The following is a 25,791-nucleotide window of genomic DNA, read 5'->3' as shown; positions in this document are numbered from 1 at the left end:
GACCATTTTCCGCGAACCCCGAATGCAAGGACTTACGTCGTTTCCCGACACCCGGCGCCGGCCCCGCCTCACTGGCACGCCTGCCAGCGTATCCGATGCGGGACGGGGGAATTGTAGGCATGAGGCGTGAGGGCGGGGATGAATGGAGGCGATTTTTCCTGCCGATTTTTTCCAAGGCCTTGATTTGCCTCGCCACACCCCCTTTCTGCCCTGCCGGGCATCTCCCCCTCAAGGGGAGGATCGGATCGGCGCGCCGGTTCTGCTCCCGCCGTTTGCGGCATCTGGTCTTGCCTATCTGGCCGCAGAAGGAAACATACATCGCGTATGTTAATTGACATACGCGATGTATGGCTTATATCGATTGACATACGGGACGTATGCAATTGGATGCCCGACAAAGCGGACCGGGATCGCGATCCGGCCCGCACTGTTCAACAGGAGAATGAAATGACCAAGCGTGATGCAGTCTTCCCCGCCGGCCGGCAGGCGCTCTACGAGATCCACAAATATTCGGCAGCGATCCGTTCGGGCGATCTGCTCTTCGTCTCGGGCCAGGTCGGCAGCCGCGAGGACGGCTCGCCCGAGCCGGATTTCAAGAAACAGGTCGAGCTTGCCTTCGAAAACCTCCGCGCTGTGCTGAAGGCTGCGGGTTGCACGTTCGACGACATTGTCGATGTGACCACTTTCCACACCGATCCGGAAAAGCAGTTCGAAGCGGTTCTTGCCGTGAAGGACGCCACGTTTACCGAAAAACCTTACCCGAACTGGACCGCCGTGGGCGTCAACTGGCTGGCCGGCTTCGATTTCGAGATCAAGGTGATTGCACGTATTCCGCAGGGCGAGTGACGGAGGCAGGGCGGTGGCCGGTAGAGATCAGGCTGGCCGCCGCCTTGCTGTTTCTTGCATCAAAAGCCCTGAAAGAGGAAGTCGGTCGCGGCGACAATCTCGTCGGCTCGGGCGGAGAGATCGGCGATCCTGGCACCGAGCTCGGTGGCAGGAACCGCGGCAAGGAATTCCGTCATCATGACATAGTCTACGCCGTTGATCTCGAAGCGAGGGTTGAGGCGAACGGCAATGCGCTTCATTTCGCTTTCGGGAACCAACGGCACCACCACGCGGGTGTGAAGCGCATCCAGAAGGTTGGCCTGTATATCCAGCGCTATCTCATTTCCGAATTGATAGACGTGGAAGCGGGCCATCAAAATTGCCGGTATTTTGCCAGAGGCAGACCGTGCTTTTCGACATAATCATTGGCGGCTTTTATCGCTTCCGCATTCTCGATCCTCCAAAGCCGTTCCTTTTCGGCTTTGACGGCGCGAGCAAGGCCCTCCTCGGCCGCCCGGCTGACGTCGAGCTTCAGCTCCCGTGCTTCCGACAGAAGCGAGGCATCAAGCGAAAGACTGGCAGCTTTGCGGGCGGTGGACATGCGTGCCTCCAATGGCTCAGGCGAAGTATGCCTTGGTCGCAGAAAATCGCAAGCGTCGCCGGCGCCTTCCCGGTGACAAGATCAGGAATGACCGGAGTATGGCACTGCCGACGCGCCACAGGAGAGGTCGAGGACGCGGCAGTTAAACTGTCCTCAACCTAGACAAAAAGGAGGATACGCTACGCCTTTGGACGGATATCCAGAGCCCATAATACGCCGGATGGTGGAATTGAAACGATAGGAGGAGATGACTTACCGTTCACGCCCCCATCATGAGCCCTGGGAGGTGCCCATGCGTGAGCCGGATATGCAGAAGCTCGATGAGCTGGTGGGTCGCCTGGTCAATGATATCGGTGCATCGATGTCGGGTGCTCTTGTGGTTCTCGGCGATCAAATCGGGATCTTCAAGGCGATGGCCGACGGCACGCCGAGAAGCGTTGCGGATCTCGCTGCGAAGACAAAGGTGAGAGAGCGCTACATGCAAGAATGGCTCAGCGCGCAAGCTGCCGCGGGCTATGTCACCTTTCATGAGGAGACGGATCAGTTCAGCCTGACGCCGGAGCAGGCGATGATCTTTGCCGAGGAGAACAGCCCGGCATTTTTCGTGGGTGCATTCGAGGTCGTTCAATCCGTCTGGATGGATGAACCGAGGATTGCTGAAGCCTTCCGCACCGGCAAGGGCGTCGGCTGGCATGAACACAGCACCTGCCTCTTTCGGGGAACGGAGCGCTTCTTCCGGTCAGGTTACAACGCTCATCTCGTAAACGAATGGATACCGTCTCTTGATGGCGTCGAGGAAAAGCTGAAGAAGGGCGCCAATGTCGCCGATGTTGGATGCGGCCACGGGGCATCGACCATCCTGATGGCACAGGCCTTCCCTGCGTCCCGGTTCACCGGTTTCGATTATCATGGACCGTCGGTCGAAAGAGCAACCGCCGCAGCAAAGGACGCGGGCGTCGCCGATCGGGTCACCTTCCGCCAGAGTGCGGCGGGAGAATATCCCGGGCACGATTACGATCTGGTGGCCATGTTCGATTGTCTCCACGACATGGGTGATCCGGTCGGTGCCGGGCGGCACGTCAAGGATACCCTCGCGCGAGATGGAACATGGATGATTGTCGAGCCCTTCGCCCATGATCGCCTGAAAGACAACCTCAATCCGGTCGGCCGGGTATATTATGGCGCATCGACAATGATCTGCACGCCGGCATCGCTTTCGCAGGAGGTTGGGCTTGGACTGGGCGCCCAGGCAGGCGAAATGAAGCTGCGGAAAGTTGCGCTGGACGCCGGGTTTACGCATTTCCGCCGTGCGGCGGAAACGCCGTTCAACATGGTGTTCGAGGTGCGAACACAAACACATTGATTGTTGGACGAAACCCGTCGAGATGGTCTTCGATGCGGTGCCTTGTCGATCTATGAAATCCAGCCCACGATCGGGGCCTGTTTTAGAGTGACTGGCCAGTACAGGGCGGAGGCAGGCTGCGATTCAAGCTGCCTTCACTCCTTATTCACTCATCGCCCATCTTCAGCGCAGCGATAAACGCTTCCTGCGGGATTTCGACCTTGCCGAACTGGCGCATGCGCTTCTTGCCTTCCTTCTGCTTTTCCAGAAGCTTGCGCTTGCGGGTGGCGTCGCCGCCGTAGCACTTGGCCGTCACGTCCTTGCGCAGCGCGCGCACCGTCTCGCGGGCGATCACCTTGCCGCCGATCGCCGCCTGGATCGGGATCTGGAACATATGCGGCGGGATGAGCTCCTTCAGCTTCTCCACCATGCCGCGGCCGCGCCGGTCGGCAGCGGAGCGGTGGACGAGCATCGACAGTGCATCGACCGGATCGCCGTTGACCAGGATCGACATCTTCACGAGGTCGCCCGCCCGGTAATCCATGATCGTGTAGTCGAAGGAGGCGTAGCCCTTCGAGATCGACTTCAGCCGGTCGTAGAAATCGAAGACCACTTCGTTGAGCGGCAGTTCGTAGGTGATCATCGCGCGGCTGCCTACATAGGTGAGCTCGGTCTGGATGCCGCGGCGATCCTGGCAGAGCTTCAGGATGGAGCCGAGATAGTCGTCCGGCGTCATGATCGTCGCCTTGATCCACGGCTCGCGGATTTCGTCGATCTTGACCACGTCCGGCATGTCAGCCGGGTTGTGCAGTTCCTTCTCGGTGCCGTCTGTCAGTGTCATCTGGTAGACGACGGAAGGGGCGGTCGCGACGAGGTCAAGGTTGAACTCGCGCTCCAGCCGCTCCTGGATGATTTCGAGGTGGAGCAGGCCCAAAAAGCCGCAGCGGAAGCCGAAGCCGAGCGCGGCGGAACTTTCCATCTCGAAGGAGAAGGAGGCGTCGTTGAGGCGGAGCTTGCCCATGGCGGCGCGCAGATCCTCGAAGTCGGCTGCATCGACCGGGAAGAGGCCGCAAAAGACCACCGGCTGGGCCGGTTTGAAGCCGGGAAGCGCATGCGCGGTCGGGCGCTTGTCTTCGGTGATCGTGTCGCCGACGCGGGTATCGGCCACTTCTTTGATCGAGGCGGTGATGAAGCCGATCTCGCCGGGGCCGAGGCTGTCGACATTGACCATTTTCGGGGTGAGCACGCCGACGCGTTCCACGGTATACTTGGCGTCGGTACCCATCATGCGGATCTGCTGGCCCTTGGTCAGCACGCCGTCGATGATGCGCACCAGAACCATGACGCCGAGATAGGTATCGTACCAGCTGTCGACCAGCAGCGCCTTCAGCGGCCCCTTTTCGCCTTCCGGGCTCTTCGGCGGCGGCAGCTTGTGGACGATCGCTTCGAGCACGTCCGGAATGCCCAGCCCCGTTTTCGCGGAGATCAGCACGGCGTCGGAAGCATCGATGCCGATCACTTCCTCGATCTGCTCCTTGATGCGCTCCGGCTCGGCGGCCGGCAGGTCGATCTTGTTGAGGACGGTGACGATCTCGTGGTTGTTGTCGATCGCCTGGTAGACGTTGGCGAGCGTTTGGGCTTCGACGCCCTGGCTGGCGTCGACGACGAGCAGCGAACCTTCGCAGGCCGACAACGAGCGCGAGACTTCGTAGGCAAAGTCCACGTGGCCGGGCGTGTCGATGAGGTTCAGGATATAGGTCTCGCCGTTCTCAGCCTTGTAGTGCAGGCGCACGGTCTGGGCCTTGATGGTGATGCCGCGCTCGCGCTCGATATCCATCGAGTCCAACACCTGTTCCGACATCTCGCGTTCGGCGAGGCCACCGGTCGACTGGATCAGCCGGTCGGCGAGTGTCGACTTGCCATGGTCGATATGCGCCACGATCGAGAAGTTGCGGATGTGGTCTAGGGGCGTGCGGGACGAATTGGTGCTCATGGCTCGCGCATATAGCAGTGCGAATCCCTGCCGCAAAGCGGAAAGATAACCATTCGTTGAGGATAAGGCCCGGTTTTGCGGGGCTATTGGGGCTTGCCGGTGTCCGGATCGGTGAGAACGGTTGCATTCGGCACCTGGGCGCTGCGGATGCCGATGTTCTCGCGCTCATCGGTCGGCACCGCCTTGCGCTCCGTGAGCCGCCACAGGATGTAGATCGCATAGGCGACCGCCACCAGCATGACCGCATAGATGAAGGTATGCTGGCCGAAGACCGGCGTCAGAAGCGTGACGCCGAGCGGCACGATCGTGGCGGCCGTCGACCAGGCGACGAGCAGCGTCGAGGAGAGAGGCACGAAATCGCCGGGATCGGCGCGATCGTTGGCATGCGCATTGGCGACCGAATAGACCGTTTCGACCGAGCCGCCGAAGACAAGGAAGACGATCATCAGCACGACGATCGTTGCAAACGAGACGAAGAGCGCTGCAAAGCCGGCCGCGACGATGAGCCCGCAGGTGATGAGAAGCACAAAGCGGCGGTCGATGCGATCGGAAAGCACGCCGAGCGGATATTGCACGAAGAGAAGCCCCGTCTGCATCACGAACATCAAGAGCGCGACATCACCTTGAGAGACCTGGCTGGTGGCGGCATAGATTGGCGTGAAACCCTGCACCACCATGGAAAGCCCGCCCGACGCCAGCACGCCGACGAGACCGACCGGCGAGATGCGCCAGGCCATCGGAATGTTGACGCTGACGCTTGCCGGCGGCGGCGGGTTCGGCAAGCGGGTGAGCCCGATCGGCAGGATGGCGAGCGCGGTGAAGAAGATGACGGCAAGCGGCGCCATGTTGCCGTCGGTCGGGATGCGGCCGAAAAGCCAGGCGCCGCAGCCGAGGCCGAGCACATAGGCCATGTAGAAGAAGGACATGGCCTTGCCGCGCCATTCGTTGGAGGCGGCATGGTTCAGCCAGCTCTGGGCGATGATGAAATTGACGTTGGCGGCCGCGCCGTAAAGGCCGCGGGCAAGGATCCAGACATAGGCGGGGAGATCCGCGGCGATCAGCACCGCGGCGATGACCACCATGGCCATCGAGCAGGCGAAGAGGCGCGCATGGCCGACACGCTTGATGAGCGGACCGCCGACGACGCAGCCGACAAGCCCGCCGAAGGCGACCGCGGTGACCGCGGCACCCGCCGCCCAGGGCGTGGCCGAATGGGTCAGCATGAAGGGGACGTAGGCAAACATCACGCCGCTGCCGACCGCCGCGATCGTCATGGAGACGACGATGCTGGCAATCGAAACGGGCGAAGCGACCATCAACGTCTGGCCGTGCATCTCGTTTCTCCGGCGGAGCAGGGCACCGGTTGCGGTGCAGCCGACTCAATGACCCTGTGCTGCTCCATAGCCGATTGACGATGGCGAGAGCTATCGCGGAAACGCCATTCCTTCACAAATTTCGCGCATCCACCATGATACCGCTTGATTCCACTATAAGAGAATGCAATTCTCCGATCATGGAAGAGACGATCGACGACATAGATACGGCGATCAGCGAACGCCTGAGGAGCCTCAGGGCCAAGGCTGGTTTGACGCTGGACGAACTTGCACAACGCTCGGGAGTGAGCCGGGCGATGATCTCCCGCATCGAGCGCGGTGAGGCAAGTCCCACGGCGGCATTGCTCGCCAGGCTCTCGGAGGCATTGGGCCTCACGCTGTCGGCCTTCTTCGCCGATGACGAACCGGCGACCTCGCCGCTCAGCCGCTACGACGACCAGAAGCTCTGGCGCGACCCGCATACGGGCTATCTGCGCCGTTCCGTCTCGCCGCAAGGAACACCGGGCCGGGTGGATATCGTCGAGGTGGACTTTCCAGCCCATGCACGCGTCAGTTTTCCGCCGCGCGAGGAAAGCCGGGTGATGACCCAGCACGTCTGGCTGTTCGAGGGCGTGCTGGAAATGATCATCGGCGAGACCGTTCATACGCTTAATCCGGGCGACTGCCTCTACATGGACCTCGGCGACGCCTTCGACTTTCATAACCCGTCCGACAAGCCGGCCCGCTACGCGGTGATCCTCGACCGCGGCCGGTAACCTCCCAACCGAAAGAGCCAAGATGCCCGCCACCATCCGTATCGTCACCGCCGAAGAAGCCCGTGCCGCCATCGCTGATCTCTGCGAGGTCCTTTCCGACTGCGTCAACGGCGGCGCGTCGGTGGGCTTCATGCTTCCCTACGAGCCGGAGGACGCCGTCGGTTACTGGAACGAGATCGCCGATGCGGTCGAAAAGGGCGGCATCATCCTTGCTGTGGCTGAAGTTGACGGGAAAATCGTCGGAACGGTGCAGGTGGGGCTGGCGTCGAAACCCAACCAGCCGCATCGCGGCGATCTGATGAAGCTTCTGGTGCATCGCTCGGCGCGCGGGCTTGGCCTGTCGCGCAGGCTGATGGAAGTCGTGGAAGCGGAAGCTGCCCGCCGGGGCCGCACGCTTCTGGTGCTCGATACGGCGACCGGCAGCGATGCGGAAAAAATCTATCCGCGCTTCGGCTGGAGCCAAGTCGGCGTCATCCCCGATTATGCTATGTGGCCCGAGGGCGGCTTCTGCGGCACGACGCTGTTTTATAAGCGGGTGGGGTGAAGCACGCTGAGTGCGTTTTCAAGCGTCATGCCGGGCGTCCAGTGCACGGCATTCCAGCCGAACTGGCGGGCGCCTTCGATATTCTCTGCCGCATCATCGATGAACATGATCTCGTGAGGCTCAACGCCTGCCTTAGCGGTTGCAAGCCGGAAGAAATTCTGGTCCGGCTTCCTGTGGCCGAGCTTGGCAGAGTAGAAGATGTCGTCGAAATGCGTGGCAAGACCGAGTTCGCTCATCAGCCATGCCGCGCGGCGGTGTTCCTGGTTGGTGGCGAGGTAGAGCGCCACTCCGCCCTTTCGAAGTTCGGCGAGATCTTCCAGCAGGCGTTTGTCCAGCCTGGAATCGTTCGCGAACCAGTAGCCAAGCAGGGTTTCCGTTTCGATATGCGGCGCGATATTCGCCAGCACGGCTGTCAGGCGCGGCTCGATCGGCTCGCGGCCGGTGACGATGTCCGGCCAGTAGGGTTTGAAGAATTCCCGCTGGAGGGGCGCGAGCGGAAGTCCAAGGTCGCGCTCGAGATCGGTCGCAAACGGAAGGCCGTCGGCCGGTCTGCCGTTCACAAGCACGCCGTCGACATCGACCATCAAGACTTTCATTGCGCAAACGATCCGGTTCTGGGAACTGATAGGGAATTGCTGTAGCACGAAACATGCGGCTATCTATGGCCAAGAGGTATCGGCAACATGACGCGCAGTTTTCATTGGCTTGGAGGAATTGCCTTCGCCTGGCTCGGCCTTGCCGCCCACGCCGGCGCTCAGGACGTGCCGAAATTCACGCAGTTTGCCGAAAAAGTCTATGCGGGGACGAGCGCGCCGCTGAGGCTTGCGACGCAGGACGACCGGGAATTCGCGACACGGCTTCGGGAGGGCGCGAAACGCCCGGTCAATTTCGCCGGTCACCATATCCTCACCACATGGGGCTGCGGCGCGGAATGTCTGGGCGGAGCAGTCATCGATGCGCGCACGGGCGCTGTCGCCTGGCTTCCCTATTCCGTCTGCTGCTGGGGCGAGGGCGAGCCCTTCTATTTCAGGAAGGACAGCCGGTTGGTTGTCCTCTCCGGCGTGCTGAACGAGGAAAGCCCCAAGGGCGCGCATTTCTTCGAATTCACGAACGGGGAGTTCAAACACCTGACGAGCCGTGCGAGCGACGGCACGATCCTCTCCGGCATTCCGGCGCCGGCGAAATAGGGGCCGATGGCCGGCCCCTATGATGCATTCGGCAAATTAGTGGCTGGCTTTGAGGGTGCGTTCGAAGGCGTGCGTGATGAGGCCGGCAAGTTCCTCGTGGATGTCGATGCGCGGTCGTCCGGCATCATCGCAGATCGGATCCAGCTCTCCGACCGATTTCAGGAACTCCGCGGCACCCTTTTTGCAGACGGGCAGGAAGCTGAAATGGTCGGAATTGTCCACCTGTGCATAGGAGGCATTCGGGACTTCTTTCGCCAGCTTGTCCGCAAGCACCGCGACCGGAATTTTGCCGATGCTGCCGAGGTTGATGACGGTGAGCGGTATGTCGATGGTCTTCAGGCTCTCCGGCGTGAAGACCGTCGCGAGACCGGGATCGACCGCGACCACGGAGGCGATGCGGTCGTCGCGGTTTGACTGTTCGAAGCGGGTCTTGTCGATGATCCTGAGATCCAAGGGCTCGACGGCGACCTGCTCTCCGCCGGCATAGCCGCGGCCACCGGCAAACCATCGGCAGTCCATCATATCCGGATGCTCCGCGCAGTAGCGGATATAGCCGGAAAGATCGGCGCGTGCCCCGGCAAGTTCCAGCACCGTGGTGCCGCCGAGCGAGAAGCCGAGCACGCCGATGCGAGCCGGGTCGATCGAGGCTTTCCATTGCGGATCGGTAGAGAGCGCGGTGATGACGGCGGAAATATCCCCTGTGCGCTCCCAGATTTTGGGCGTCGCCGCCGGGGTGGAATCGCCGCTCGTGGTGCCGGGATGGTTGGGACCGGCGACGATGAAACCTGCTTCGGCGAGCTCGGCTGCTATCCAGCCCATGCCTTCGACCCTTGAGCCGGAACCATGGGAAAGGAGGACGAGCGGGAAGCGGCCCTCGCGGATTTCCGCATCTTTGGAAGCGGATGGAATCTCGAAAATGCGGTCCTGAGCGGTTGCACTCTGCGCACCCGCGGCCGCGGTCGGATACCAGACCGTCACGGCTAGCGGGCGGGGATTGTCCTGCGAGACGACGCCGATCTTGCGGACGCCGACAGGATCGGCGGCAAGAAGCGGCGTGGCGCTGGTGCAAAGGCAAAAGGCAAGAAGAAGTCTGGTCAGTCGCATGGGAACCTCTTGTGGTTGGAAAAGCGATGACTGACCTTCGATGGGACGCGAGGTTTTCTCGACCTCGATCACGTTCGAGGACGTCCTCGAACGTGATCAGGCTCGTTATTCCTGCGTGCCGGCCCCTATTCCGCCGGCACCGGCTGAGGCCGCCTTTCCGTCAGGAAATAGAGCGAGGCGATGACGGGAAGCGCAAGGCCGATCATGGAGGCGAGCATCCAGCCGCCTTCGGCGAAGGCCCAGGCGCCAACCGCTGAACCGATCGCGCCGCCGCAGAAGAAGGTTGCCATGAAGAGGCCGTTCAGGCGGCTGCGGAGATCGGCCCCAAGCCCGTAGATCGCCCGCTGGCCGATGACGAGCGTCATGGTGACGCCGAAGTCGAGCAGGATCGCCGCGAGTGTCAGGAGCGCCAGCGCGATGATGGAGCCTTCCGGAGCGATATGGGTCATCGCGAAGGCTGCTGCCACGGCGAGGATGCCGAAGAGCGTGGCAGGCTTTCCGAGGTCGCGGTCTGCCAGGCGCCCCGCGATCGGCGAGGCGATGGCGCCGGCGACACCGGCAAGCGCGAAGAGGGCGATGCCGGCCTGGGTGAGCTGGAAGGCGGGACCGGCCAGAACCAGCGGCGTCACCGTCCAGAACAGGCTGAAGGCGGCGAACTGACAGGCCTGATAGAAGGCGCGGCGGCGCAGGACCGGCTGGGTCGCATAGAGGCGCCCCATCGATGCAAGCAGGCTGAGATAGGAAAGCTTCGTCTGCGGCATGCGCGTCGGCAGGCGCGTCGCGAGTATGAAGCCCAGAACGATCATGACGGCGGCCGACAGGAAGAAGACGAGGTGCCAGGAGGAAAACCGGGCGATGAAGCTCGAAACCGGCCGGGCCATCATGATGCCGACCATCAGCCCGCTCATGACGTTTCCGACGACTCGGCCGCGATGGGCGTCCGGCGCCAGATTGGCCGCGAAGGGCACGATCATCTGCACCGCGGTGGAGGCAAGCCCGATCGCCAGCGAGGCGGCGAGGAAGGGGAGGACTGCGGTGGAGAACCCTGCCGCGAGAAGCGCGATCGCCGCGGCGCCGACCATCGTCACGATCAGCCGGCGGTTTTCGAGAAGGTCGCCGAGCGGCACGATCAGCAGCAGGCCGAGACCATAGCCGATCTGGGTGAGCGTCACGATAAGGCCCGTCGCATGCGCAGGAAGCCCGATCGAGGCCGCGATCGGACCGGCGAGCGGCTGGCCGTAATAAAGATTGGCGGCGATCAGGCCGCAGGCCGCAGCCATGACGAAGGTCATGCCGGCGGACATCGCGTGTGAACTGGCCGGTGCGGCCATGGCGGCGGAATTGCTTGTCACGAAAAGCTCCTTGGGAGAAAGGATCGGGTTAGAAAATCAATCGAGAAGTTTCATGGCCGCCTCGACCACGGAAAAAGCGCGATCGCGATCGGGGCCGGTCTTGCCGAGTACGCGCAGGCCCTGGGTGACGGAAAGCAGGAGGCGTGCCGTCGTATCCGGATCGACCGTCTGCGGGATCGAGCCATCCGCATGCCCTTCGCGGATCAGGGCATTGAGAAGAGCTTCGCTGCGTTGCATCGACCGGTCGACCCGCTCGGCGGCTTCCTTGTCGTAGACGGCAAGCTCGATGGCCGTGCCGACGACAAGACAACCACGCCGGCCGCTTTCGCCATGCGAGGCTTCGGCATAAAAGCGCAGCAGGCGGAAAACCCTGTCACGGCCGCTTTCACTGTCGGCAAGTTCCTCATCCAGAAGCGCATTGCGCACCTGTTTGTAGCGGTCGAAGGCAGCCAGGAAGATCGCCTTCTTGTCCTTGAACGCCTTGTAGAGACTGCCGGCGGCAAGGCCCATGGCTTCCTTGAGTTCGGAAATCGAAGCCGCATGATAGCCGCGCTCCGAAAAGACGATGATTGCCTTGTCCAGGGCTTCGTCGATCTCGAATTCGCGCGGGCGGCCGGGTAAGCGTACGGCGACGTCGGAAATGGGATTATCCATGATATGTCGGCTTAATTTGGAAATGGTCGTTCCCAAATAGATGTCGAATTGAGTTTCGTCAAGAGGACCGGGCCGGGTGAAAAACGGAACATATCCGCCGCAGAGGGGTTCAGCCTTTGTCACCAACGTAAAAAGCTGGAGGACAGACATGAGCAAGAGCGACGTGAAGGAAGCCGTGAAACGCGCCGAGCAGCAGGTGGAGAACACCAGCGGCGGCGGCCATCTCGGCGGTACCTATTATGGCCAGCAGCCGGACGGCAAGACCGCTTCGACCAATCAGAATGTCGGCAAGGCCCGCCCGAATACGGGCGCCTGACGTCACGGCAAAGAAGAAGTTTCGGAAGCCCCGCCGCGTGCGGGGCTTTTGTTGTATCGTCGGCAAATCCGGTTTCGAAAAAAAACGAGAAGCCTGTCGGGAAAGGGCGATGCCGTGCGTCCTTGGTTCGGGATGGCGCTGCGGAGGGTGCGCCGCGCATCCGGATCTCGGAACCTATGGCAAATGGGAGTAGGGCATGATGACCAATTATCGCTGGGTGATTGTCGCTGCGGGGGCGCTTATGGGCTGCGTCGCCGTCGGCACGATGTTTTCGCTCGCCATCTTTCTGCAGCCGATCGCGACCGATACCGGATGGTCGCATGCCGGCATTTCCAGTGCGATGACACTGAATTTCATCGTGATGGGGCTTGGCGGCTTTCTTTGGGGTACGGCGAGCGACCGCTACGGCGCACGTATCGTCGTGCTGATCGGCGCGGCCTTGCTCGGGCTGGCGCTTGTGCTGACAAGCCAGGTGCAGAATCTTTTCCTTTTCCAGGTCATCTACGGCTGCCTCGTGGGCCTGTCCGCGAGCGCCTTCTTTGCGCCGATGATCGCGCTCACCATGTCCTGGTTCGACAAGCATCGCAGCCTTGCCGTCTCGCTCGTATCCGCCGGGATGGGTGTCGCGCCGATGACGATTTCGCCCTTCGCCCGCTGGCTGATCACCTATTATGACGACTGGCGGATGGCCATGTTCCTGATCGGCGTCGGGGCATGGGTGCTGCTTCTGCCGGCGGCACTGCTGGTGCGCAATCCGCCGGCGGTCGCGGCCGCGCCCAGCGCACATCCGGAAACCGGAGCGGAAGGATCAGGCATCCCGCTTTCAAAAATTCTGCGTTCGCCGCAGTTCCTGGTGCTGGCCTTCACTTTCTTCGCCTGCTGCGCGGCCCATTCCGGCCCGATCTTCCACATGGTGAGCTATGCCATGTTCTGCGGCGTCGCGCCGATGGCGGCGGTAACGATCTACAGTGTCGAGGGGGCAGCAGGGCTTGGCGGCCGCGTGCTGTTCGGGGTGCTGGCGGATAAATTCGGCGTCAAGCCGGTGCTGATCGGCGGGCTGATGATCCAGGCTGCGGTGATCGCCGCCTATACGATGGCCGCCGACCTCACCCAATTCTACATGCTCGCGGTGATCTTCGGCGGAACCTATGGCGGCGTCATGCCGCTCTATGCGGTTCTGGCGGGCGAATATTTCGCGCCTCGGATCCTGGGTACCGTTCTTGGCGGCGCAACCATGCTGTCAAGTATCGGCATGGCCTTCGGTCCGCTGGCCGGCGGCTGGGCCTTCGACCAGTTCAACAATTACAACTGGCTGTTCTTCGGTTCGGCGCTGGTCGGTCTCGGCGCGGTCCTGATCGCACTCGCCTTCCCGCCACTGCCGGGCCGGCAAGAGGAGAAGCTCCAGCCGGCATGAGCCGCTGCGGCGCCCTATCGCGAAATAGGAAAAGCCCGGGAGTCCCGGGCTTTTGCGGATCTCAATGACCAGCCGGTCTCTTGCGGCTCTTCGGGGGCGCTTGCGGCGGTTGGTCGGCTTCGCGCTGAAGTCGAAGCTGCTTGAGCTTTTCGGTTTTCTTTTCCCGTTGCGATGTTTCCGCGGCAATGATGGCGCGAGCCGTATGATCGGTGGCTGCGGCCTTGTCACGCGCGGAAAGCTTGGTGGGATTGAAGAATTCGTCTTTGGTTGCGGTCATGAGATCCTCCTTCCTGTAGAGAAAGTCTGGGCCTGTGGAGAAAGTCCGGGCGGTCCGACAGATATCAACGCGTACGCACGACCTTCTTTGGCGCCGGCAGCAGACCTTCGCGCTGAGCCTTCTTGCGGGCGAGCTTGCGGTAACGCCGGATGGCCTCGGCCTTTTCACGGGCACGCTTTTCGGAAGGTTTCTCGTAAGCGCTGCGCGCCTTCATTTCGCGGAAGACGCCTTCGCGCTGCATCTTCTTCTTGAGCACCCGAAGTGCCTGATCGACGTTGTTGTCTCTAACAAGAACCTGCAAACTATATCCTTTCCATTGCGGGTAAACCCGTCTTCAATCAAGGGGTTGAAACTTACTTTCCGATGCGGATGCGCGATGGCTTGAGCCACGGCTCGCCGGATCCTGTCGGCGCGGTCTCGCCTTTTGTAGCTGACGTTGCGGTCGCCGATGTGTCGATATCACTCGCAACGATACGCCGTTCGAAGTTCTCGTTGTCGAAGCGCACGCGATATTGATGCTCCCCGCGATCAGCCGCCGGTAAAAGTCCAACGATCCGGCATGTGCGGTCGCCCGTGGCCGTCCGCGTCAATCCCGCCTTCAAGACGACGAGATCGTTGACGGCATAGATGTTCGGGCTCATCTTTTTCTCCTTGAGCCCGGCCGGGAAGCCGGACAAAAACAAAAAGGCCGGGCGTTACCCCGACCTCTTCCGGTCATTCAAGCGCTAGCTGCCAGTACATCCGTGGTCAGCCGAGGCGAATGACATCCTTATGCAGCCCGCAGATTGTCGGCCGAGCTCTTGCCGGACTTGCGGTCGCGAACGATCTCGTAAGAGATCTTCTGACCTTCTGCCAGCGAGGACATGCCAGCGCGTTCGACAGCGGAAACATGGACAAAAACGTCCGTCGCGCCGTCATCAGGCTGAATGAAGCCAAAACCTTTGGTGCTGTTGAACCACTTTACGGTGCCAGTGTTCATAACGATTTCCTTTCAATCGCTAGAGTTATCGGACAGTATTTCGTCCGCTTTGATCGATATTTGAGAGGAAATCTGACAGAGCGCAAAGCTCGTTGACAAAGGTCGCAAGCAATTTTCGATGTCGGCAATATATGCCTTATCCCCGGATAATCAATGCTCAATGGTCGATTTAATTTTCCCAGCACCGGGACGAAAGCGGGAATTCCTCACCCAAGGGTTTGATTTTGAAACGTATTATTGAAAGACAAATTCTCTCTCCGCAGAGACGAAGAGGCTTTCGAAGACGGCCGGACGGATCGGCGTCGGGTCAGGAAGCCCGGAATTCTCCGGGCTTCCTAAGCGAGGGATGGCGGTCAGAGTGTGCCGTTGCGCTGCTGTGTCATCATGAAGGTGTCGTAGGAATATTCCGCGACCTGGGCCCAGAGATAGGCGTCCTTCTTGAAAGCCTGCTGGCTGTCGTAGAGCTTCTTGAACGCCGGGCTCCTGGCCGAGAGCTCTGCATAGGTTTCCATTGCTGCCTTGAAGCAGACATCCATGATTTCGCGGCTGAACGGCTTCAGGATCGCACCTTCGGCGACGAGCTGCTTGAGCGCCCTGGCGTTATGCGCGTCGTAATTGGCGAGCATGCTCATGTTGGCCGACGCGCAGGCATTCGCCAGGATTTGCTGGTAGCTTTTCGGCAGGGCGTTGAACTTTTCCAGGTTGAAGAAGGCATGCATGGCAGGGCCGCCTTCCCACCAGGCCGGATAGTAATAATACTTCGCAACCTTCGCGAAGCCGAGCTTCTGATCGTCATAGGGGCCGACGAATTCGGTAGCGTCGATCGTGCCCTTTTCAAGCGCCGTATAGACGTCGCCCGCAGCGATCTGCTGGGGCGTGACGCCGACCTTCTGCATGACCTGGCCGGCGAGCCCGGCGATGCGCATCTTCAGGCCCTTCAGATCATCGATCGTGTTGATCTCCTTGCGGAACCAGCCGCCCATCTGCGTGCCGCTGTTGCCGGCCGGCAGGGCATAGAGATTGCGCGGTGCCAGGAATTCGTTGATCAGCTCGTTGCCGCCGCCCGCCGTGAACCAGGCGTTCGTCATGCGGGCGTTGAGGCCGAAAGGAATGGCGGTGCCGAGCGCGAAGGCCGGGTCCTGTCCGATATAGTAGTAGGAACAGGTATGCGCCATTTCGACCGTGCCATTGGCGACGGCGTCCGCTGCCTGAAGGCCGGGCACGATCTCGCCGGCGGCGAAGATCTGGATCGTGAATTTGCCGTCCGTGGCGTTCTTGACGCTTTCGGCGATCTCGTTGGCGGCGCCGAAGATGATGTCGAGGCTCTTCGGGAAGGAGGAGGTCAGCCGCCAGGTGATGCTCGGGTTTTCCTGGGCGATGGCCGGTGCGGCCAGAGGGGCGGCAAGCGCCGTCGCGGCGGCGGCCCCGGCGCCTGTTGTCGCGGCCTGTCGCAAGAAATGTCTGCGGTTCATGGAAGGTCTCCTCGACTTCGGAAAGATACGCGCTGAAAGGGTATGATACCGCTCATAATCCTTTCATTTCGGGAACGGCAAGCAAAATCCCGGAGGATCGCTCCGGGATTTCGCTCTTTCACATGAACGCGATGATCAGAGCGTGCCCTTGCGCTGCTGGACCATCATGTAGGTGTCGTAGGTATATTCGGCGATCTGGTTCCACAGGTAGCCGTCCTTCTTGAACTCCTGCTGGCTGTCGTAGATCTTCTTGAAAGTCGGGTTCTTTGCGGTGATTTCCGCATAGACTTCCTGCGCCGCCTGATAGCTCGCGTCGAGGATTTCCTGGCTGAAGGGCTTCAGAACCGCGCCTTCTGCAACGAGCTGCTTGAGCGCCTTGGCGTTATGCGCGTCGTAGCGGGCGAGCATGTTGGTATTGGCATTGGCGCAGGCATCCTTCAGCATGCGCTGGTAGCTCTTCGGCAGCGCCTTGAACTTTTCCAGGTTGAAGAAGGCATGCACGGCCGGGCCGCCTTCCCACCAGGCCGGATAATAGTAATATTTCGCGACCTTCACGAAGCCGAGTTTCCGGTCGTCATAAGGGCCGACGAATTCGGTGGCGTCGATCGTGCCCTTTTCGAGAGCGGCATAGACGTCGCCGCCGGCGATCTGCTGCGGCGTGACTCCGACCTTCTGCATGACCTGGCCGGCAAGCCCGGCGATACGCATCTTCAGGCCCTTCAGGTCGTCGATCGTGTTGATCTCCTTGCGGAACCAGCCGCCCATCTGCGCGCCGGTATTGCCGGCCGGCAATGCATAGAGATTGTAGCCGGCGAGGAAGTCGTTGATCAGCTCGTTGCCGCCGCCGACGGAGAACCAGGCATTGGTCTGCCGCGCGTTGAGACCGAAGGGCACGGCCGTGCCGAGCGCGAAAGTCGGGTCCTTGCCGATGTAATAGTAGCAGCAGCTATGCGCCATCTCGACGGTTCCGGCCGCAACTGCGTCGGCCGCCTGAAGGCCGGGGACGATCTCACCCGCAGCGTAGGTTTCGATGGTAAAGTTGCCGTCGGAGGCTTCCTTCACGCTTTCCGCAATCTCGGTCGAAGCGGTGAAAAGGATATCGGTGTTCTTGGTGAAGGAGGAGGTCATCCTCCAGGAGAGCTTCGGATTTTCCTGGGCGATGGCCGGTGCGGCCAGGGGAGCGGTAAGCGCGGTCGCGGCAGCGGCGCCCACGCCGGCGGTCGCTGCCTGCCGGAAGAAATGTCTGCGGTTCATGGGAATAAGGCCTTCTTGACTTTGGGAGGTGCCGGATTTTCGCCCGTGCGGGCCGCTCTTAATCCTTTCGTTTCGGGAACGGCAAGCAAAAAATCCGGAAGATTACGCCGCGGCGCGGCAGTCCTTTTCAAAAATTGCTTTTCCAAATTAAGACGGGCGCCAAATTCCCGCGCGGCAAAAAAGTCTCTTGAAGTTTCCCGTTTACGGCTTAGTTTAGAATTATTCTAATAAGAGGTTTTCATGTTAGGCCGTCTTTTGCCCGCATCCAAACGATCGTTTGATTCTCTGAGCGAGGAGGAAATTCTCGCTCTCGCCATCACCTCGGAAGAGGAAGACTCCCGCATCTACCTGGCTTATGCCGACAGTTTGCGGGAGCAGTATCCATCCTCCGCGAAGGTCTTCGAGGATATGGCGGAGGTCGAGCAGACCCATAGGAACATGCTGATCGAGATGTTCCGCTCCCGCTTCGGCGAACGCATCCCGCTGATCCGCCGGGAGCATGTGCGCGGCTTCTACGAGCGCAAGCCCGACTGGCTCAGGAAGAACCTGCCGCTTGAGACAGTGCGGGCCGAGACCGAGGCCATGGAGCAGCAGGCCGCGCGATTCTACAGGGAGGCGACCAAGCGCGTTTCCGACGCCTCGACCCGCAAACTGCTGGGCGATCTCGCGCTTGCAGAGGAGGGGCATGAGGATATCGCCCGCCTGCTGAGCGAGAAGCATGTGCCGGAGGATGTAAAGTCGGAAGAGGATCAAACCGCGCGGCGCCAGTTCATCCTTACCTATGTCCAGCCGGGTCTGGCGGGCCTGATGGACGGCTCGGTCTCGACGCTTGCTCCGATCTTCGCGGCGGCCTTCGCCACGGGAGATACGTGGTCGACCTTCCTGATCGGACTCTCCGCTTCGGTCGGGGCAGGCATCTCGATGGGCTTTACGGAAGCGGCCCATGACGACGGGAAGATTTCCGGCCGCGGTTCGCCGGTCAAACGCGGGCTTGCTTCCGGCATCATGACGGCGATCGGCGGCCTCGGCCATGCCTTGCCCTATCTCATTCCGCATTTCTGGACAGCCACCACCGTGGCCGCGATTGTCGTTTTCTTCGAGCTCTGGGCGATTGCCTTCATCCAGAACCGCTACATGGAAACGCCATTCCTGCGCGCCGTCTTCCAGGTGGTCTTTGGCGGTTCGCTGGTGCTGGCGGCCGGTATATTGATCGGCAATGGGTGAGGAACGGTCGGGCGAAGCCCGAGCAATCGATCCAGTGAATCGATTGCAGTGACGAACGCCCTGAGCCTGGAGCGAAGGGCCGGTCGTCGGTGCGGCATAGTCGATCCCGAAGGCGCAGCCGGCAAAATGCTCCGGTAGGGCGTTTTGAGCACCGAACGCCCTGGGCCCAAAGCGAAGGGCAGATCGCCGGTGCGGCAGACTTTTCTCTTTCAGGTCGTTAAACAAAACCGCCTGCGATCAGATGATCGCAGGCGGTCCTGGGTCCCCCGTGCTGACCCGTTGATCAGCGCAATGCGCCGACAAGAACGTCCCGGCCGTTTTCGATCGTCACCCAGCGGCCTGTATTGAAGGATGCCTGGCGCTTCAGGAACGTGTAAGGCGTCTGATACCAGGGCTTCACCTCATTATCGAGGTTGTCGAGAATGAAGTCGCCGTCGGAGGTGCGAAGCGTCAGGACTGCATGTCCCTCGCCGTCGGGTTTGCGGACGACAGTCATGAGAAGATCGGAAAGGGCAAAGCCCCGAGCTGCCAATTCCTTACGCTTCTCGAGTGCGTAATCCTCGCAGTCGGCGAAATTGGTGGGATAGGCCCACACTTCTTCCCGACCGTAGATTTCCTTGTCGGTCTTGGCGAAGAAGCGGCCGTTGACGGATCGGTTGACCTGGCGAACCAGAGCCCAGCCCTTGGCGCTGATCTTGGGAGCCGAAGCCGAACGGCCCCTGATCGAACATTCAGACTGATATTTCTGGCAGAATTCGTAATGACCGATCGGCTGGGACGTGACTGCGCCTGTAACCATGGAATTCATCGACTTTGGAGCCGGCACTGCTGCGCTCACTGGTACAAGTACGCTGACTAGGATCACGGCAAGCCGTGCCTGCAAGGCTCTCATCATGGACCCGTCCCTTAAATTCCTAACGAAAAGTTAAGATTGGACGGGCGCAAGAGTCAATCGGTGAAGATTTGTTAATGTTTGGCTCGTGATATTATGGTTAAGGCTGCTGTTTTTTTGTCTCAGGCCAAAATTTAATCATGCATAATTAGGGCTGAGGCCGCAGCCCTCAATTTTTCGATGTCCTGCGGCCTTGAAAGCCGGTGGTCGCCATCGCGGACCAGGGTCAGCACGACGTCGTCGGCCGGCAGGAATTCGACGAGCTTCAGGGCGTGCTGGTAAGGCACGTCGCAATCCTTCATGCCCTGCAGGATGGTGACCGGACAGCCGGTTTCGATAATCCCGGTCAGCACGCGGTTCCTGCGGCCGTCCTCGATCAGGTCGCGGGTATAGATGTTGGGCTCGGGGCTGTATTCCGAAGGTTCTTCGAAATAGCCGCGTTCGGCAAGCGACCGACGCTCCGCATCCGTCAGGTTCGGCTCGATAAGCTCCGCGGTGAAGTCCGGCGCCGGCGCGATCAGCACGATGCCGTCGATCTGCGGCGCCTTTTTCCGTTTCTTCAGTTCCTGCACCAGCCGCAGCGCGATCCAGCCGCCCATGGAGGAACCGACAAGGATGACGCGCTTCGGCTTGATGTCATCGAGGGCGGCCAGCGCCTCTTCGAGCCAGCGGGAAATGGTGCCGTCCCGGAAAGCCCCACCGGAAATGCCGTGGCCGGAATAGTCGAACCGGATGGCCGCAATCCCGAGTTCACCCGCCAAGGCGTCGAGTTCCACTGCCTTGGTGCCGGACATGTCGGACCGGTAGCCGCCGAGCCAGACGAAAGCGAGGCCGGTCTTCTTCTGCGCAGCCCGGTGGAGGATCGCAATCTCGCGGCCGGCCGGCCCTTCGCCTACGGTGATCCTCTTTTCGGTGATGTGGGCTGCGGCCTCTGTCATGGCGGGTTCCTTGCACGTTTTGCCGCGCGTATAAAACAAATTCGCAGCATGCGACAGCAGGTGATTTTTTCATGACAACGTGCTATTGACTTCGCGCGAGCGATCACGACATTGCCCCCGGCCGCAGGCGGGGTCAGGTGAAAGTCGTTGCTTGCGTTTCGAAACAATCAGGAGAATACGACCATTCGCAGACCATTCAAAGCCGATGCCCCCGTCAAGGAGGGGCCGCGCGCCAACAGGGAAATTCGCATTCCCAAGGTCCAGCTTATCGATGCCGAAGGCCAGAACCTCGGTGTGGTTCCCACCGACCAAGCCCTCAGGATGGCAGAGGAAGCCGGTCTTGATCTTGTCGAGATCTCGCCGAACAACGATCCGCCGGTGTGCAAGATTCTCGACCTCGGCAAGCTGAAATATGCGAACCAGAAGAAGGCGGCCGAAGCCCGCAAGAAGCAGAAGATCGTCGAAGTCAAAGAGATCAAGATGCGCCCCAACATCGACACCCATGATTATGAGGTGAAGATGAAGGCGATCAATCGCTTCTTCGAGGAGGGCGACAAGGTGAAGGTGACCTTGAAGTTCCGTGGCCGTGAAATGGCCCACCAGGAACTCGGGATGAAGCTCCTGCTCCAGGTGAAGGACGACACCCAGGAGATCGCCAAGGTCGAAGCCGAGCCGAAGCTCGAAGGTCGCCAGATGATGATGGTGCTGGCGCCGAAATAAGCGCCGCACCTTCCTGCATTCCGCGGTTTCGCCGGCATTCCCGCCGGTTTCCCGACACGCCTTCTTTCCCATTGCGCTTTTGACCGACTGCGGTTATAAGCGCGCGTCCGAACGGTCCGGCAGGGCATGCCGTGGCCGTTCCAAATGCTTGAAACCGGCCTCGTCCGTCGGTTCGATACAAAACGGAGTAGCAAAATGCCCAAGATGAAGACGAAATCGGCTGCCAAGAAGCGGTTCAAGATCACCGCAACCGGCAAAGTCGTCGCAGCCGCCGCTGGCAAGCGCCACGGCATGATCAAGCGGTCCAACAAGTTCATCCGCGATGCGCGCGGAACGATGATCCTTGCCGAACCCGATGGCAAGAAGGTTATCAAGAGCTACCTGCCGAACGGTCTCTGAGACCCTCGTCGCTTTGGATCATTAAGGAGATCATGACATGGCACGCGTAAAACGGGGCGTAACTTCCCGCGCCAAGCACACCAAGACTTTGAAGGCAGCCAAGGGTTTCTACGGCCGCCGCAAGAACACGATCCGCGCAGCCAAGGCTGCCGTCGATCGCTCCCGGCAGATGGCGACACGCGATCGTCGCGTGAAGAAGCGGAATTTCCGCGCTCTCTGGATTCAGCGCATCAACGCTGCCGTCCGTGAGTTCGGCCTGACCTACGGCCGTTTCATCGACGGCCTCAACAAGGCTGGCATCGAAGTCGACCGCAAGGTTCTGTCCGACATGGCGATCCATGAGCCGGCCGCCTTCGGCGCACTCGTCGAAGCCTCCAAGAAGGCTCTCGAATATCTCAAGGAAGCCGGTACGGCCAACGAGTTTGAAAGCGCGGTTCGTTAACCAGCGCTTCCCAGGCTTCATTAGCTTCACTGATTTTGGGAAACCCGCGCTGGTTTGGGCCGGCGCGGGTTTTTCATTGCAGCGCCGCATGTCGGCCGCAACGTGCAAAGGACGCTGCAACGACTGAAATGCCCGTAAACTGCCCGTTATGACGTCTGAATAGATCTCTCCGACCATCACACGGAAGAAACCATGTCCGATCTGGAAAACCTGAAAACTTCGCTTCTGGCGGAAATTGCCGGTGCCGGCGATGAAGCCGCGATCGAGGCGGTGCGCGTCGCAGCGCTTGGCAAGAAGGGTTCGGTCTCCGAACTCCTGAAGACACTGGGCGCCATGTCGCCGGAGGAGCGCCAGAGCCGCGGTGCCGCGATCAACGCGCTGAAGAACGAGATCACTGACGCGATCACGACCCGAAAGACGGTCTTGAGGGATGCGGCGATCGAGGCGCGGCTGAAGGCGGAAACGGTGGATATTACCCTTCCGGTGCGCTCCTCGCCCGCCGAGCGCGGCCGTATCCATCCGATCAGCCAGATCGTCGACGAGATTACCGCGGTCTTCGCCGACATGGGCTTTTCGATCGCCGAAGGCCCGGATATCGAGACGGACTATTACAACTTCACGGCGTTGAACTTTCCGGAAGGCCACCCGGCCCGCGAGATGCACGACACCTTCTTCTTCTCGGCCGATGAAAAGGGCGAGCGCAAGGTTCTGCGCACGCATACATCGCCGGTGCAGATCCGCACGATGGAGGCTGAGAAGCCGCCGATCCGCATCGTCATTCCGGGCAAGACCTATCGCCAGGATTCGGATGCAACCCACTCGCCGATGTTCCATCAGGTCGAGGGTCTCGTCGTCGACCGCAAGTCGCATGTCGGCCACATGCGCTGGATATTGGAAGAGTTCTGCAAGGCCTTCTTCGAAGTACCGTCGGTGACGATGCGCTTCCGCCCGTCCTTCTTCCCGTTCACCGAGCCGAGTTTCGAAGTGGACATCCAGTGCGACCGCTCCGGTCCGATCGTCAAGTTCGGCGAGGGCACCGACTGGATGGAAATCCTCGGCTGCGGCATGGTGCATCCGAACGTGCTGAAGGCCGGCGGGCTCGACCCCGATGAGTTCCAGGGTTTTGCCTGGGGTATGGGTCTCGATCGCATCGCAATGCTGAAATACGGCATGCCGGACCTGCGCGACTTCTTCAACGCCGATGTCCGCTGGATGAATCACTACGGCTTCCGTCCGCTCGACATGCCGACGCTGTTCGGCGGTTTGAGCGTATAAGGGAGGATTGGACCAATGAAATTCACGCTTTCCTGGCTGAAGGATCATCTGGAAACGGATGCTACGCTTGACGAAATCTGCGAACGCCTGACGGCGATCGGCCTTGAGGTCGAGGATGTCGACGACAAGGCGGCCTACAAGCCTTTCGTCATCGCAAGGGTCATTTCCGCCGAAAAACATCCGCAGGCGGACCGGCTCAAGGTGCTGATGGTCGATGCCGGTGACGGCAAGCCGGTGCAGGTCGTCTGCGGGGCGCCGAACGCCCGCACCGGCCTGATTGGCGCGTTTGCGAAACCTGGCACTTACGTTCCGGGTATCGATGTGACGCTTGCCGTCGGCAATATCCGCGGCGTCGAGAGCCACGGCATGATGTGTTCCGAGAAGGAACTCGACATGTCGGACAATCACGACGGCATCATCGACCTGCCGGCGGATGCGCCGGTGGGCACGCCTTTCGCGTCCTATGCGGGGCTCGATGATCCGGTCATCGAGATCAACCTGACGCCGAACCGCCCGGACTGCACGTCGATCCACGGCATCGCGCGCGATCTCGCCGCCGCGGGCCTCGGCACGCTGAAGCCGCATGCCAAACCTGCCTTCAAGACGGAAGGCGAGACTTCGGTCGGCCTCAAGATCATCCTCGATGACGACGGGCTCTGCCCCGGCTTCGCGCTTCGCCTCGTGCGCGGCGTGAAGAACGGCCCGAGCCCCGCCTGGATGCAGCAGAGGCTGAAGGCGATCGGCCTTCGTCCGATCAACGCGCTGGTCGACATCACAAACTACATGACGTTCGACCAGGGCCGGCCGATGCACGTTTTCGACGCGGCCAAGGTGACGGGCGGCCTGACGGTCCGCCGCGCGCTGGAAGGCGAGACAGTTCTGGCGCTCGACCAGCGTGAGTATCGGCTTACCCCGAACAATGTCGTCATCGCCGACGAAAACGGCGTGGAATCGATCGGCGGCATCATGGGCGGCGAGCATTCCGGCTGCGACGAGAACACGGTCGATGTGCTGATCGAGTCGGCGCTCTGGGACCCGATCAATATCGCCAAATCCGGCCGCGCGCTCGGCATCATCACCGATGCGCGCTATCGTTTCGAGCGTGGCGTCGATCCGGAATACATGGTGCCCGGCCTCGACCGGACGACCGAGCTGGTGCTTGAGCTTTGCGGCGGCACAGCTGCAGAAGCGAAAGTCGTTGGTTACAAAGGTCATCAGTCGAAGATCGTCGATTTCCCGTTCTCGGAAGTAAAGCGCCTGACGGGTCTCGAAGTCTCGACCGAGGAGAGCCGGCAGATCCTCACCCGCCTCGGCTTCGCGGTCGAGGGCTCGGGGGGACGTGTATCTGTCACTGTCCCGTCCTGGCGACCGGATATCGACGGCAAGGCCGATCTCGTCGAAGAGGTCATGCGCATCCATGGCGTCGATCAGATCAAGCCGGAGGCGATCGACAGGCTTGCCAGCGTCAACGGCAGGATTCTGACCACGCTTCAGGTGCGCACCCGCACCGCGAAACGGGCGCTTGCATCCCGCGGCATGCTGGAAGCGGTCACCTGGTCCTTCATTTCCGAAGACCAGGCGAAGCTTTTCGGCGGTGGGCAGCGTGAGTTGAAACTCGCAAACCCGATCGCGTCCGACATGTCCGACATGCGGCCCTCGCTGCTGCCCGGCCTGCTGACGGCCGCACAGCGCAATGCCGACAAGGGTTTCGGCGACGTCGCGATCTTCGAGGTCTCCGGCACCTATGAGACCGATACGCCGGAAGGCCAGCGTCGCGTGGCGGGCGGCGTCCGTCGTGGCACGGCCTCGATCAACGGGACTGGCCGCCTCTGGTCCAACAATGCCAAGGGCGGCGGCAAGCCGGTCGACGTCTTCGACGCCAAGTCGGACGCGCTGGCTGTCGTCGAGGCCTGTGGCCTGCCGATGAGCAATGTCCAGATCGAGGCCGGTGCGCCGGGTTGGTATCATCCGGGCCGTTCCGGCACGATCAAGATGGGGCCGAAGGTCGTGCTCGGCTATTTCGGCGAATTCCATCCGAAGACGCTTGGTGCGCTCGATGTGTCCGGCGCGCTTTGCGGCTTCGAGGTCTTCCTCGACGCCATGCCGGAACCGAAGAAGAAGGCGACCCGCACCAAGCCGCCGCTGGAGCTTTCGCCCTTCCAGGCGGTGAAACGCGACTTCGCCTTCGTGGTGGGAAGCGATGTGGAGGCCGGCGCGATCGTCAAGGCGGCATCGAGCGCCGACCGCAAGCTGATCACCGGCGTCAACGTCTTCGACGTCTTCGAGGGTGCCTCGCTCGGCGAGGGCAGGAAGTCGGTGGCGATCGAGGTTCTGATCCAGCCGGTCGAGCGGACGCTCACCGACGAGGATTTCGAGGCGCTGACCGCCAAGATCGTCGCCAATGTCGAGAAAACGACGGGTGGCGTGCTGCGGGCCTAAATCGGGTGGTGTGAATCACCTCTGAGAGATAGCCTGTCCCCTCCAAGGGGGCAGGCTTT

At 61.1% G+C, this 25,791-nt stretch carries 29 protein-coding genes; 13 read left to right on the top strand and 16 right to left on the bottom strand.

Annotated elements, in window-relative coordinates:
• The first annotated feature begins 447 nt into the window (after positions 1 to 447).
• A complete protein-coding gene (locus ABK249_RS04155) occupies positions 448 to 846 on the top strand; it encodes a RidA family protein (RefSeq protein WP_037159536.1) in 399 nt (132 codons plus the stop codon).
• Positions 847 to 905: 59 nt separating this feature from the next.
• On the opposite strand, the gene ABK249_RS04150 is transcribed toward ABK249_RS04155, so the two are convergent.
• Both ABK249_RS04150 and ABK249_RS04145 read right to left on the bottom strand, forming a co-directional pair.
• Positions 906 to 1,199: a CcdB family protein gene (locus ABK249_RS04150; RefSeq protein ID WP_037159533.1), complete on the bottom strand. Its 294-nt coding sequence runs from the start codon at positions 1,197 to 1,199 to the stop codon at positions 906 to 908.
• Positions 1,199 to 1,426 (bottom strand): type II toxin-antitoxin system CcdA family antitoxin, encoded by a 228-nt coding sequence (locus tag ABK249_RS04145; protein ID WP_037159530.1) that lies wholly within the window; start codon positions 1,424 to 1,426, stop codon positions 1,199 to 1,201. The genes ABK249_RS04150 and ABK249_RS04145 overlap by 1 nt, the downstream gene beginning before the upstream one ends.
• A 292-nt stretch (positions 1,427 to 1,718) precedes the next feature.
• Here ABK249_RS04145 and ABK249_RS04140 point away from each other — a divergent pair, with 292 nt between their 5' ends.
• Complete coding sequence (locus ABK249_RS04140; protein ID WP_348862304.1) at positions 1,719 to 2,789, top strand: class I SAM-dependent methyltransferase; 1,071 nt, start codon at positions 1,719 to 1,721, stop codon at positions 2,787 to 2,789.
• Positions 2,790 to 2,934: 145 nt separating this feature from the next.
• Here the strand turns inward: ABK249_RS04140 and lepA are convergent, their stop codons facing one another.
• Together lepA and ABK249_RS04130 are read right to left on the bottom strand one after the other, a co-directional pair.
• A complete protein-coding gene (gene lepA / locus ABK249_RS04135; protein WP_348862303.1) occupies positions 2,935 to 4,761 on the bottom strand; it encodes a translation elongation factor 4 in 1,827 nt (608 codons plus the stop codon).
• A gap of 83 nt (positions 4,762 to 4,844) precedes the next feature.
• A complete protein-coding gene (locus tag ABK249_RS04130; RefSeq protein ID WP_348862302.1) occupies positions 4,845 to 6,095 on the bottom strand; it encodes an MFS transporter in 1,251 nt (416 codons plus the stop codon).
• Between the two features lie 179 nt (positions 6,096 to 6,274).
• Between ABK249_RS04130 and ABK249_RS04125 the strand changes: the two genes are divergently transcribed.
• Together ABK249_RS04125 and ABK249_RS04120 are read left to right on the top strand one after the other, a co-directional pair.
• A complete protein-coding gene (locus ABK249_RS04125; RefSeq protein ID WP_037160120.1) occupies positions 6,275 to 6,850 on the top strand; it encodes a helix-turn-helix domain-containing protein in 576 nt (191 codons plus the stop codon).
• A gap of 22 nt (positions 6,851 to 6,872) precedes the next feature.
• The gene (locus tag ABK249_RS04120) at positions 6,873 to 7,394 is read left to right on the top strand and encodes a GNAT family N-acetyltransferase (protein WP_037159518.1); all 522 of its coding nucleotides are present in this window, start codon (positions 6,873 to 6,875) and stop codon (positions 7,392 to 7,394) included.
• On the opposite strand, the gene ABK249_RS04115 is transcribed toward ABK249_RS04120, so the two are convergent.
• Positions 7,376 to 7,990, bottom strand: a complete 615-nt coding sequence (locus ABK249_RS04115; RefSeq protein ID WP_037159516.1) for an HAD-IA family hydrolase — start codon at positions 7,988 to 7,990, stop codon at positions 7,376 to 7,378. The genes ABK249_RS04120 and ABK249_RS04115 overlap by 19 nt on opposite strands.
• An 87-nt stretch (positions 7,991 to 8,077) precedes the next feature.
• Between ABK249_RS04115 and ABK249_RS04110 the strand changes: the two genes are divergently transcribed.
• Positions 8,078 to 8,581, top strand: coding sequence for a hypothetical protein (locus ABK249_RS04110; protein ID WP_052183185.1), 504 nt, complete (start codon positions 8,078 to 8,080; stop codon positions 8,579 to 8,581).
• Positions 8,582 to 8,617: 36 nt separating this feature from the next.
• Here the strand turns inward: ABK249_RS04110 and ABK249_RS04105 are convergent, their stop codons facing one another.
• From ABK249_RS04105 to ABK249_RS04095, 3 genes are all read right to left on the bottom strand, one after another.
• Entirely contained in the window at positions 8,618 to 9,685 is a 1,068-nt protein-coding gene (locus ABK249_RS04105; protein ID WP_348862300.1) for an alpha/beta hydrolase family protein, read from the bottom strand.
• Between the two features lie 125 nt (positions 9,686 to 9,810).
• Positions 9,811 to 11,016, bottom strand: a complete 1,206-nt coding sequence (locus ABK249_RS04100) for an MFS transporter (RefSeq protein ID WP_227705267.1) — start codon at positions 11,014 to 11,016, stop codon at positions 9,811 to 9,813.
• A 57-nt stretch (positions 11,017 to 11,073) separates the two neighbouring features.
• Entirely contained in the window at positions 11,074 to 11,691 is a 618-nt protein-coding gene (locus ABK249_RS04095) for a TetR/AcrR family transcriptional regulator (protein ID WP_348862298.1), read from the bottom strand.
• A gap of 148 nt (positions 11,692 to 11,839) precedes the next feature.
• On the opposite strand from ABK249_RS04095, the gene ABK249_RS04090 reads away from it, so the two are divergent.
• Together ABK249_RS04090 and ABK249_RS04085 are read left to right on the top strand one after the other, a co-directional pair.
• Positions 11,840 to 12,007: a hypothetical protein gene (locus tag ABK249_RS04090; protein WP_348862297.1), complete on the top strand. Its 168-nt coding sequence runs from the start codon at positions 11,840 to 11,842 to the stop codon at positions 12,005 to 12,007.
• 196 nt (positions 12,008 to 12,203) lie between these two features.
• A complete protein-coding gene (locus ABK249_RS04085) occupies positions 12,204 to 13,421 on the top strand; it encodes an MFS transporter (protein WP_348862296.1) in 1,218 nt (405 codons plus the stop codon).
• 61 nt (positions 13,422 to 13,482) lie between these two features.
• On the opposite strand, the gene ABK249_RS04080 is transcribed toward ABK249_RS04085, so the two are convergent.
• From ABK249_RS04080 to ABK249_RS04055, 6 genes are all read right to left on the bottom strand, one after another.
• Positions 13,483 to 13,698: a hypothetical protein gene (locus ABK249_RS04080; protein ID WP_037159510.1), complete on the bottom strand. Its 216-nt coding sequence runs from the start codon at positions 13,696 to 13,698 to the stop codon at positions 13,483 to 13,485.
• A gap of 64 nt (positions 13,699 to 13,762) precedes the next feature.
• Complete coding sequence (gene rpsU, locus ABK249_RS04075) at positions 13,763 to 13,999, bottom strand: 30S ribosomal protein S21 (protein ID WP_037159507.1); 237 nt, start codon at positions 13,997 to 13,999, stop codon at positions 13,763 to 13,765.
• A gap of 52 nt (positions 14,000 to 14,051) precedes the next feature.
• Complete coding sequence (locus ABK249_RS04070) at positions 14,052 to 14,339, bottom strand: hypothetical protein (RefSeq protein WP_037160103.1); 288 nt, start codon at positions 14,337 to 14,339, stop codon at positions 14,052 to 14,054.
• Between the two features lie 128 nt (positions 14,340 to 14,467).
• Positions 14,468 to 14,677 carry a cold-shock protein gene (locus tag ABK249_RS04065; RefSeq protein WP_037159504.1) on the bottom strand — a complete coding sequence of 70 codons (210 nt, stop codon included), beginning with the start codon at positions 14,675 to 14,677 and terminating at the stop codon, positions 14,468 to 14,470.
• A gap of 353 nt (positions 14,678 to 15,030) precedes the next feature.
• Complete coding sequence (locus tag ABK249_RS04060; protein ID WP_348862295.1) at positions 15,031 to 16,149, bottom strand: TRAP transporter substrate-binding protein; 1,119 nt, start codon at positions 16,147 to 16,149, stop codon at positions 15,031 to 15,033.
• 135 nt (positions 16,150 to 16,284) lie between these two features.
• The gene (locus tag ABK249_RS04055; protein ID WP_037159498.1) at positions 16,285 to 17,403 is read right to left on the bottom strand and encodes a TRAP transporter substrate-binding protein; all 1,119 of its coding nucleotides are present in this window, start codon (positions 17,401 to 17,403) and stop codon (positions 16,285 to 16,287) included.
• 240 nt (positions 17,404 to 17,643) lie between these two features.
• On the opposite strand from ABK249_RS04055, the gene mbfA reads away from it, so the two are divergent.
• The gene (gene mbfA, locus ABK249_RS04050) at positions 17,644 to 18,627 is read left to right on the top strand and encodes an iron exporter MbfA (protein WP_037159496.1); all 984 of its coding nucleotides are present in this window, start codon (positions 17,644 to 17,646) and stop codon (positions 18,625 to 18,627) included.
• 283 nt (positions 18,628 to 18,910) lie between these two features.
• On the opposite strand, the gene ABK249_RS04045 is transcribed toward mbfA, so the two are convergent.
• Positions 18,911 to 19,522 (bottom strand): transglutaminase-like cysteine peptidase, encoded by a 612-nt coding sequence (locus ABK249_RS04045; protein ID WP_348862293.1) that lies wholly within the window; start codon positions 19,520 to 19,522, stop codon positions 18,911 to 18,913.
• A gap of 131 nt (positions 19,523 to 19,653) precedes the next feature.
• Positions 19,654 to 20,457 carry an alpha/beta hydrolase gene (locus tag ABK249_RS04040; RefSeq protein WP_348862292.1) on the bottom strand — a complete coding sequence of 268 codons (804 nt, stop codon included), beginning with the start codon at positions 20,455 to 20,457 and terminating at the stop codon, positions 19,654 to 19,656.
• Between the two features lie 183 nt (positions 20,458 to 20,640).
• On the opposite strand from ABK249_RS04040, the gene infC reads away from it, so the two are divergent.
• From infC to pheT, 5 genes are all read left to right on the top strand, one after another.
• Positions 20,641 to 21,177, top strand: coding sequence for a translation initiation factor IF-3 (infC, locus tag ABK249_RS04035; protein WP_081953048.1), 537 nt, complete (start codon positions 20,641 to 20,643; stop codon positions 21,175 to 21,177).
• A 195-nt stretch (positions 21,178 to 21,372) separates the two neighbouring features.
• Positions 21,373 to 21,576: a 50S ribosomal protein L35 gene (gene rpmI / locus ABK249_RS04030; protein WP_037159489.1), complete on the top strand. Its 204-nt coding sequence runs from the start codon at positions 21,373 to 21,375 to the stop codon at positions 21,574 to 21,576.
• Between the two features lie 37 nt (positions 21,577 to 21,613).
• Positions 21,614 to 22,018, top strand: coding sequence for a 50S ribosomal protein L20 (gene rplT / locus ABK249_RS04025; protein ID WP_037159486.1), 405 nt, complete (start codon positions 21,614 to 21,616; stop codon positions 22,016 to 22,018).
• A gap of 192 nt (positions 22,019 to 22,210) precedes the next feature.
• The gene (gene pheS, locus ABK249_RS04020) at positions 22,211 to 23,293 is read left to right on the top strand and encodes a phenylalanine--tRNA ligase subunit alpha (protein ID WP_348862290.1); all 1,083 of its coding nucleotides are present in this window, start codon (positions 22,211 to 22,213) and stop codon (positions 23,291 to 23,293) included.
• A gap of 15 nt (positions 23,294 to 23,308) precedes the next feature.
• Positions 23,309 to 25,732: a phenylalanine--tRNA ligase subunit beta gene (gene pheT, locus ABK249_RS04015; protein ID WP_348862289.1), complete on the top strand. Its 2,424-nt coding sequence runs from the start codon at positions 23,309 to 23,311 to the stop codon at positions 25,730 to 25,732.
• Positions 25,733 to 25,791: the final 59 nt, after the last annotated feature.

Origin of the sequence: Neorhizobium phenanthreniclasticum (assembly GCF_040066075.1) — a bacterium.
GTDB classification, from domain to species: Bacteria; Pseudomonadota; Alphaproteobacteria; order Rhizobiales; family Rhizobiaceae; genus Neorhizobium; species Neorhizobium petrolearium.
This window is presented reverse-complemented; position numbering and strand designations above follow the sequence as displayed.

Bases quoted from the DNA above. Each gene is read 5' to 3' on its own strand.
- ABK249_RS04155 (WP_037159536.1), top strand. From the start codon at position 448: ATGACCAAGCGTGATGCAGTCTTCCCCGCCGGCCGGCAGGCGCTCTAC.
- ABK249_RS04150 (WP_037159533.1), bottom strand. From the start codon at position 1,199: ATGGCCCGCTTCCACGTCTATCAATTCGGAAATGAGATAGCGCTGGAT.
- ABK249_RS04145 (WP_037159530.1), bottom strand. From the start codon at position 1,426: ATGTCCACCGCCCGCAAAGCTGCCAGTCTTTCGCTTGATGCCTCGCTT.
- ABK249_RS04140 (WP_348862304.1), top strand. From the start codon at position 1,719: ATGCGTGAGCCGGATATGCAGAAGCTCGATGAGCTGGTGGGTCGCCTG.
- lepA (WP_348862303.1), bottom strand. From the start codon at position 4,761: ATGAGCACCAATTCGTCCCGCACGCCCCTAGACCACATCCGCAACTTC.
- ABK249_RS04130 (WP_348862302.1), bottom strand. From the start codon at position 6,095: ATGCACGGCCAGACGTTGATGGTCGCTTCGCCCGTTTCGATTGCCAGC.
- ABK249_RS04125 (WP_037160120.1), top strand. From the start codon at position 6,275: ATGGAAGAGACGATCGACGACATAGATACGGCGATCAGCGAACGCCTG.
- ABK249_RS04120 (WP_037159518.1), top strand. From the start codon at position 6,873: ATGCCCGCCACCATCCGTATCGTCACCGCCGAAGAAGCCCGTGCCGCC.
- ABK249_RS04115 (WP_037159516.1), bottom strand. From the start codon at position 7,990: ATGAAAGTCTTGATGGTCGATGTCGACGGCGTGCTTGTGAACGGCAGA.
- ABK249_RS04110 (WP_052183185.1), top strand. From the start codon at position 8,078: ATGACGCGCAGTTTTCATTGGCTTGGAGGAATTGCCTTCGCCTGGCTC.
- ABK249_RS04105 (WP_348862300.1), bottom strand. From the start codon at position 9,685: ATGCGACTGACCAGACTTCTTCTTGCCTTTTGCCTTTGCACCAGCGCC.
- ABK249_RS04100 (WP_227705267.1), bottom strand. From the start codon at position 11,016: ATGGCCGCACCGGCCAGTTCACACGCGATGTCCGCCGGCATGACCTTC.
- ABK249_RS04095 (WP_348862298.1), bottom strand. From the start codon at position 11,691: ATGGATAATCCCATTTCCGACGTCGCCGTACGCTTACCCGGCCGCCCG.
- ABK249_RS04090 (WP_348862297.1), top strand. From the start codon at position 11,840: ATGAGCAAGAGCGACGTGAAGGAAGCCGTGAAACGCGCCGAGCAGCAG.
- ABK249_RS04085 (WP_348862296.1), top strand. From the start codon at position 12,204: ATGATGACCAATTATCGCTGGGTGATTGTCGCTGCGGGGGCGCTTATG.
- ABK249_RS04080 (WP_037159510.1), bottom strand. From the start codon at position 13,698: ATGACCGCAACCAAAGACGAATTCTTCAATCCCACCAAGCTTTCCGCG.
- ABK249_RS04070 (WP_037160103.1), bottom strand. From the start codon at position 14,339: ATGAGCCCGAACATCTATGCCGTCAACGATCTCGTCGTCTTGAAGGCG.
- ABK249_RS04065 (WP_037159504.1), bottom strand. From the start codon at position 14,677: ATGAACACTGGCACCGTAAAGTGGTTCAACAGCACCAAAGGTTTTGGC.
- ABK249_RS04060 (WP_348862295.1), bottom strand. From the start codon at position 16,149: ATGAACCGCAGACATTTCTTGCGACAGGCCGCGACAACAGGCGCCGGG.
- ABK249_RS04055 (WP_037159498.1), bottom strand. From the start codon at position 17,403: ATGAACCGCAGACATTTCTTCCGGCAGGCAGCGACCGCCGGCGTGGGC.
- mbfA (WP_037159496.1), top strand. From the start codon at position 17,644: ATGTTAGGCCGTCTTTTGCCCGCATCCAAACGATCGTTTGATTCTCTG.
- ABK249_RS04045 (WP_348862293.1), bottom strand. From the start codon at position 19,522: ATGATGAGAGCCTTGCAGGCACGGCTTGCCGTGATCCTAGTCAGCGTA.
- ABK249_RS04040 (WP_348862292.1), bottom strand. From the start codon at position 20,457: ATGACAGAGGCCGCAGCCCACATCACCGAAAAGAGGATCACCGTAGGC.
- rpmI (WP_037159489.1), top strand. From the start codon at position 21,373: ATGCCCAAGATGAAGACGAAATCGGCTGCCAAGAAGCGGTTCAAGATC.
- rplT (WP_037159486.1), top strand. From the start codon at position 21,614: ATGGCACGCGTAAAACGGGGCGTAACTTCCCGCGCCAAGCACACCAAG.
- pheS (WP_348862290.1), top strand. From the start codon at position 22,211: ATGTCCGATCTGGAAAACCTGAAAACTTCGCTTCTGGCGGAAATTGCC.
- pheT (WP_348862289.1), top strand. From the start codon at position 23,309: ATGAAATTCACGCTTTCCTGGCTGAAGGATCATCTGGAAACGGATGCT.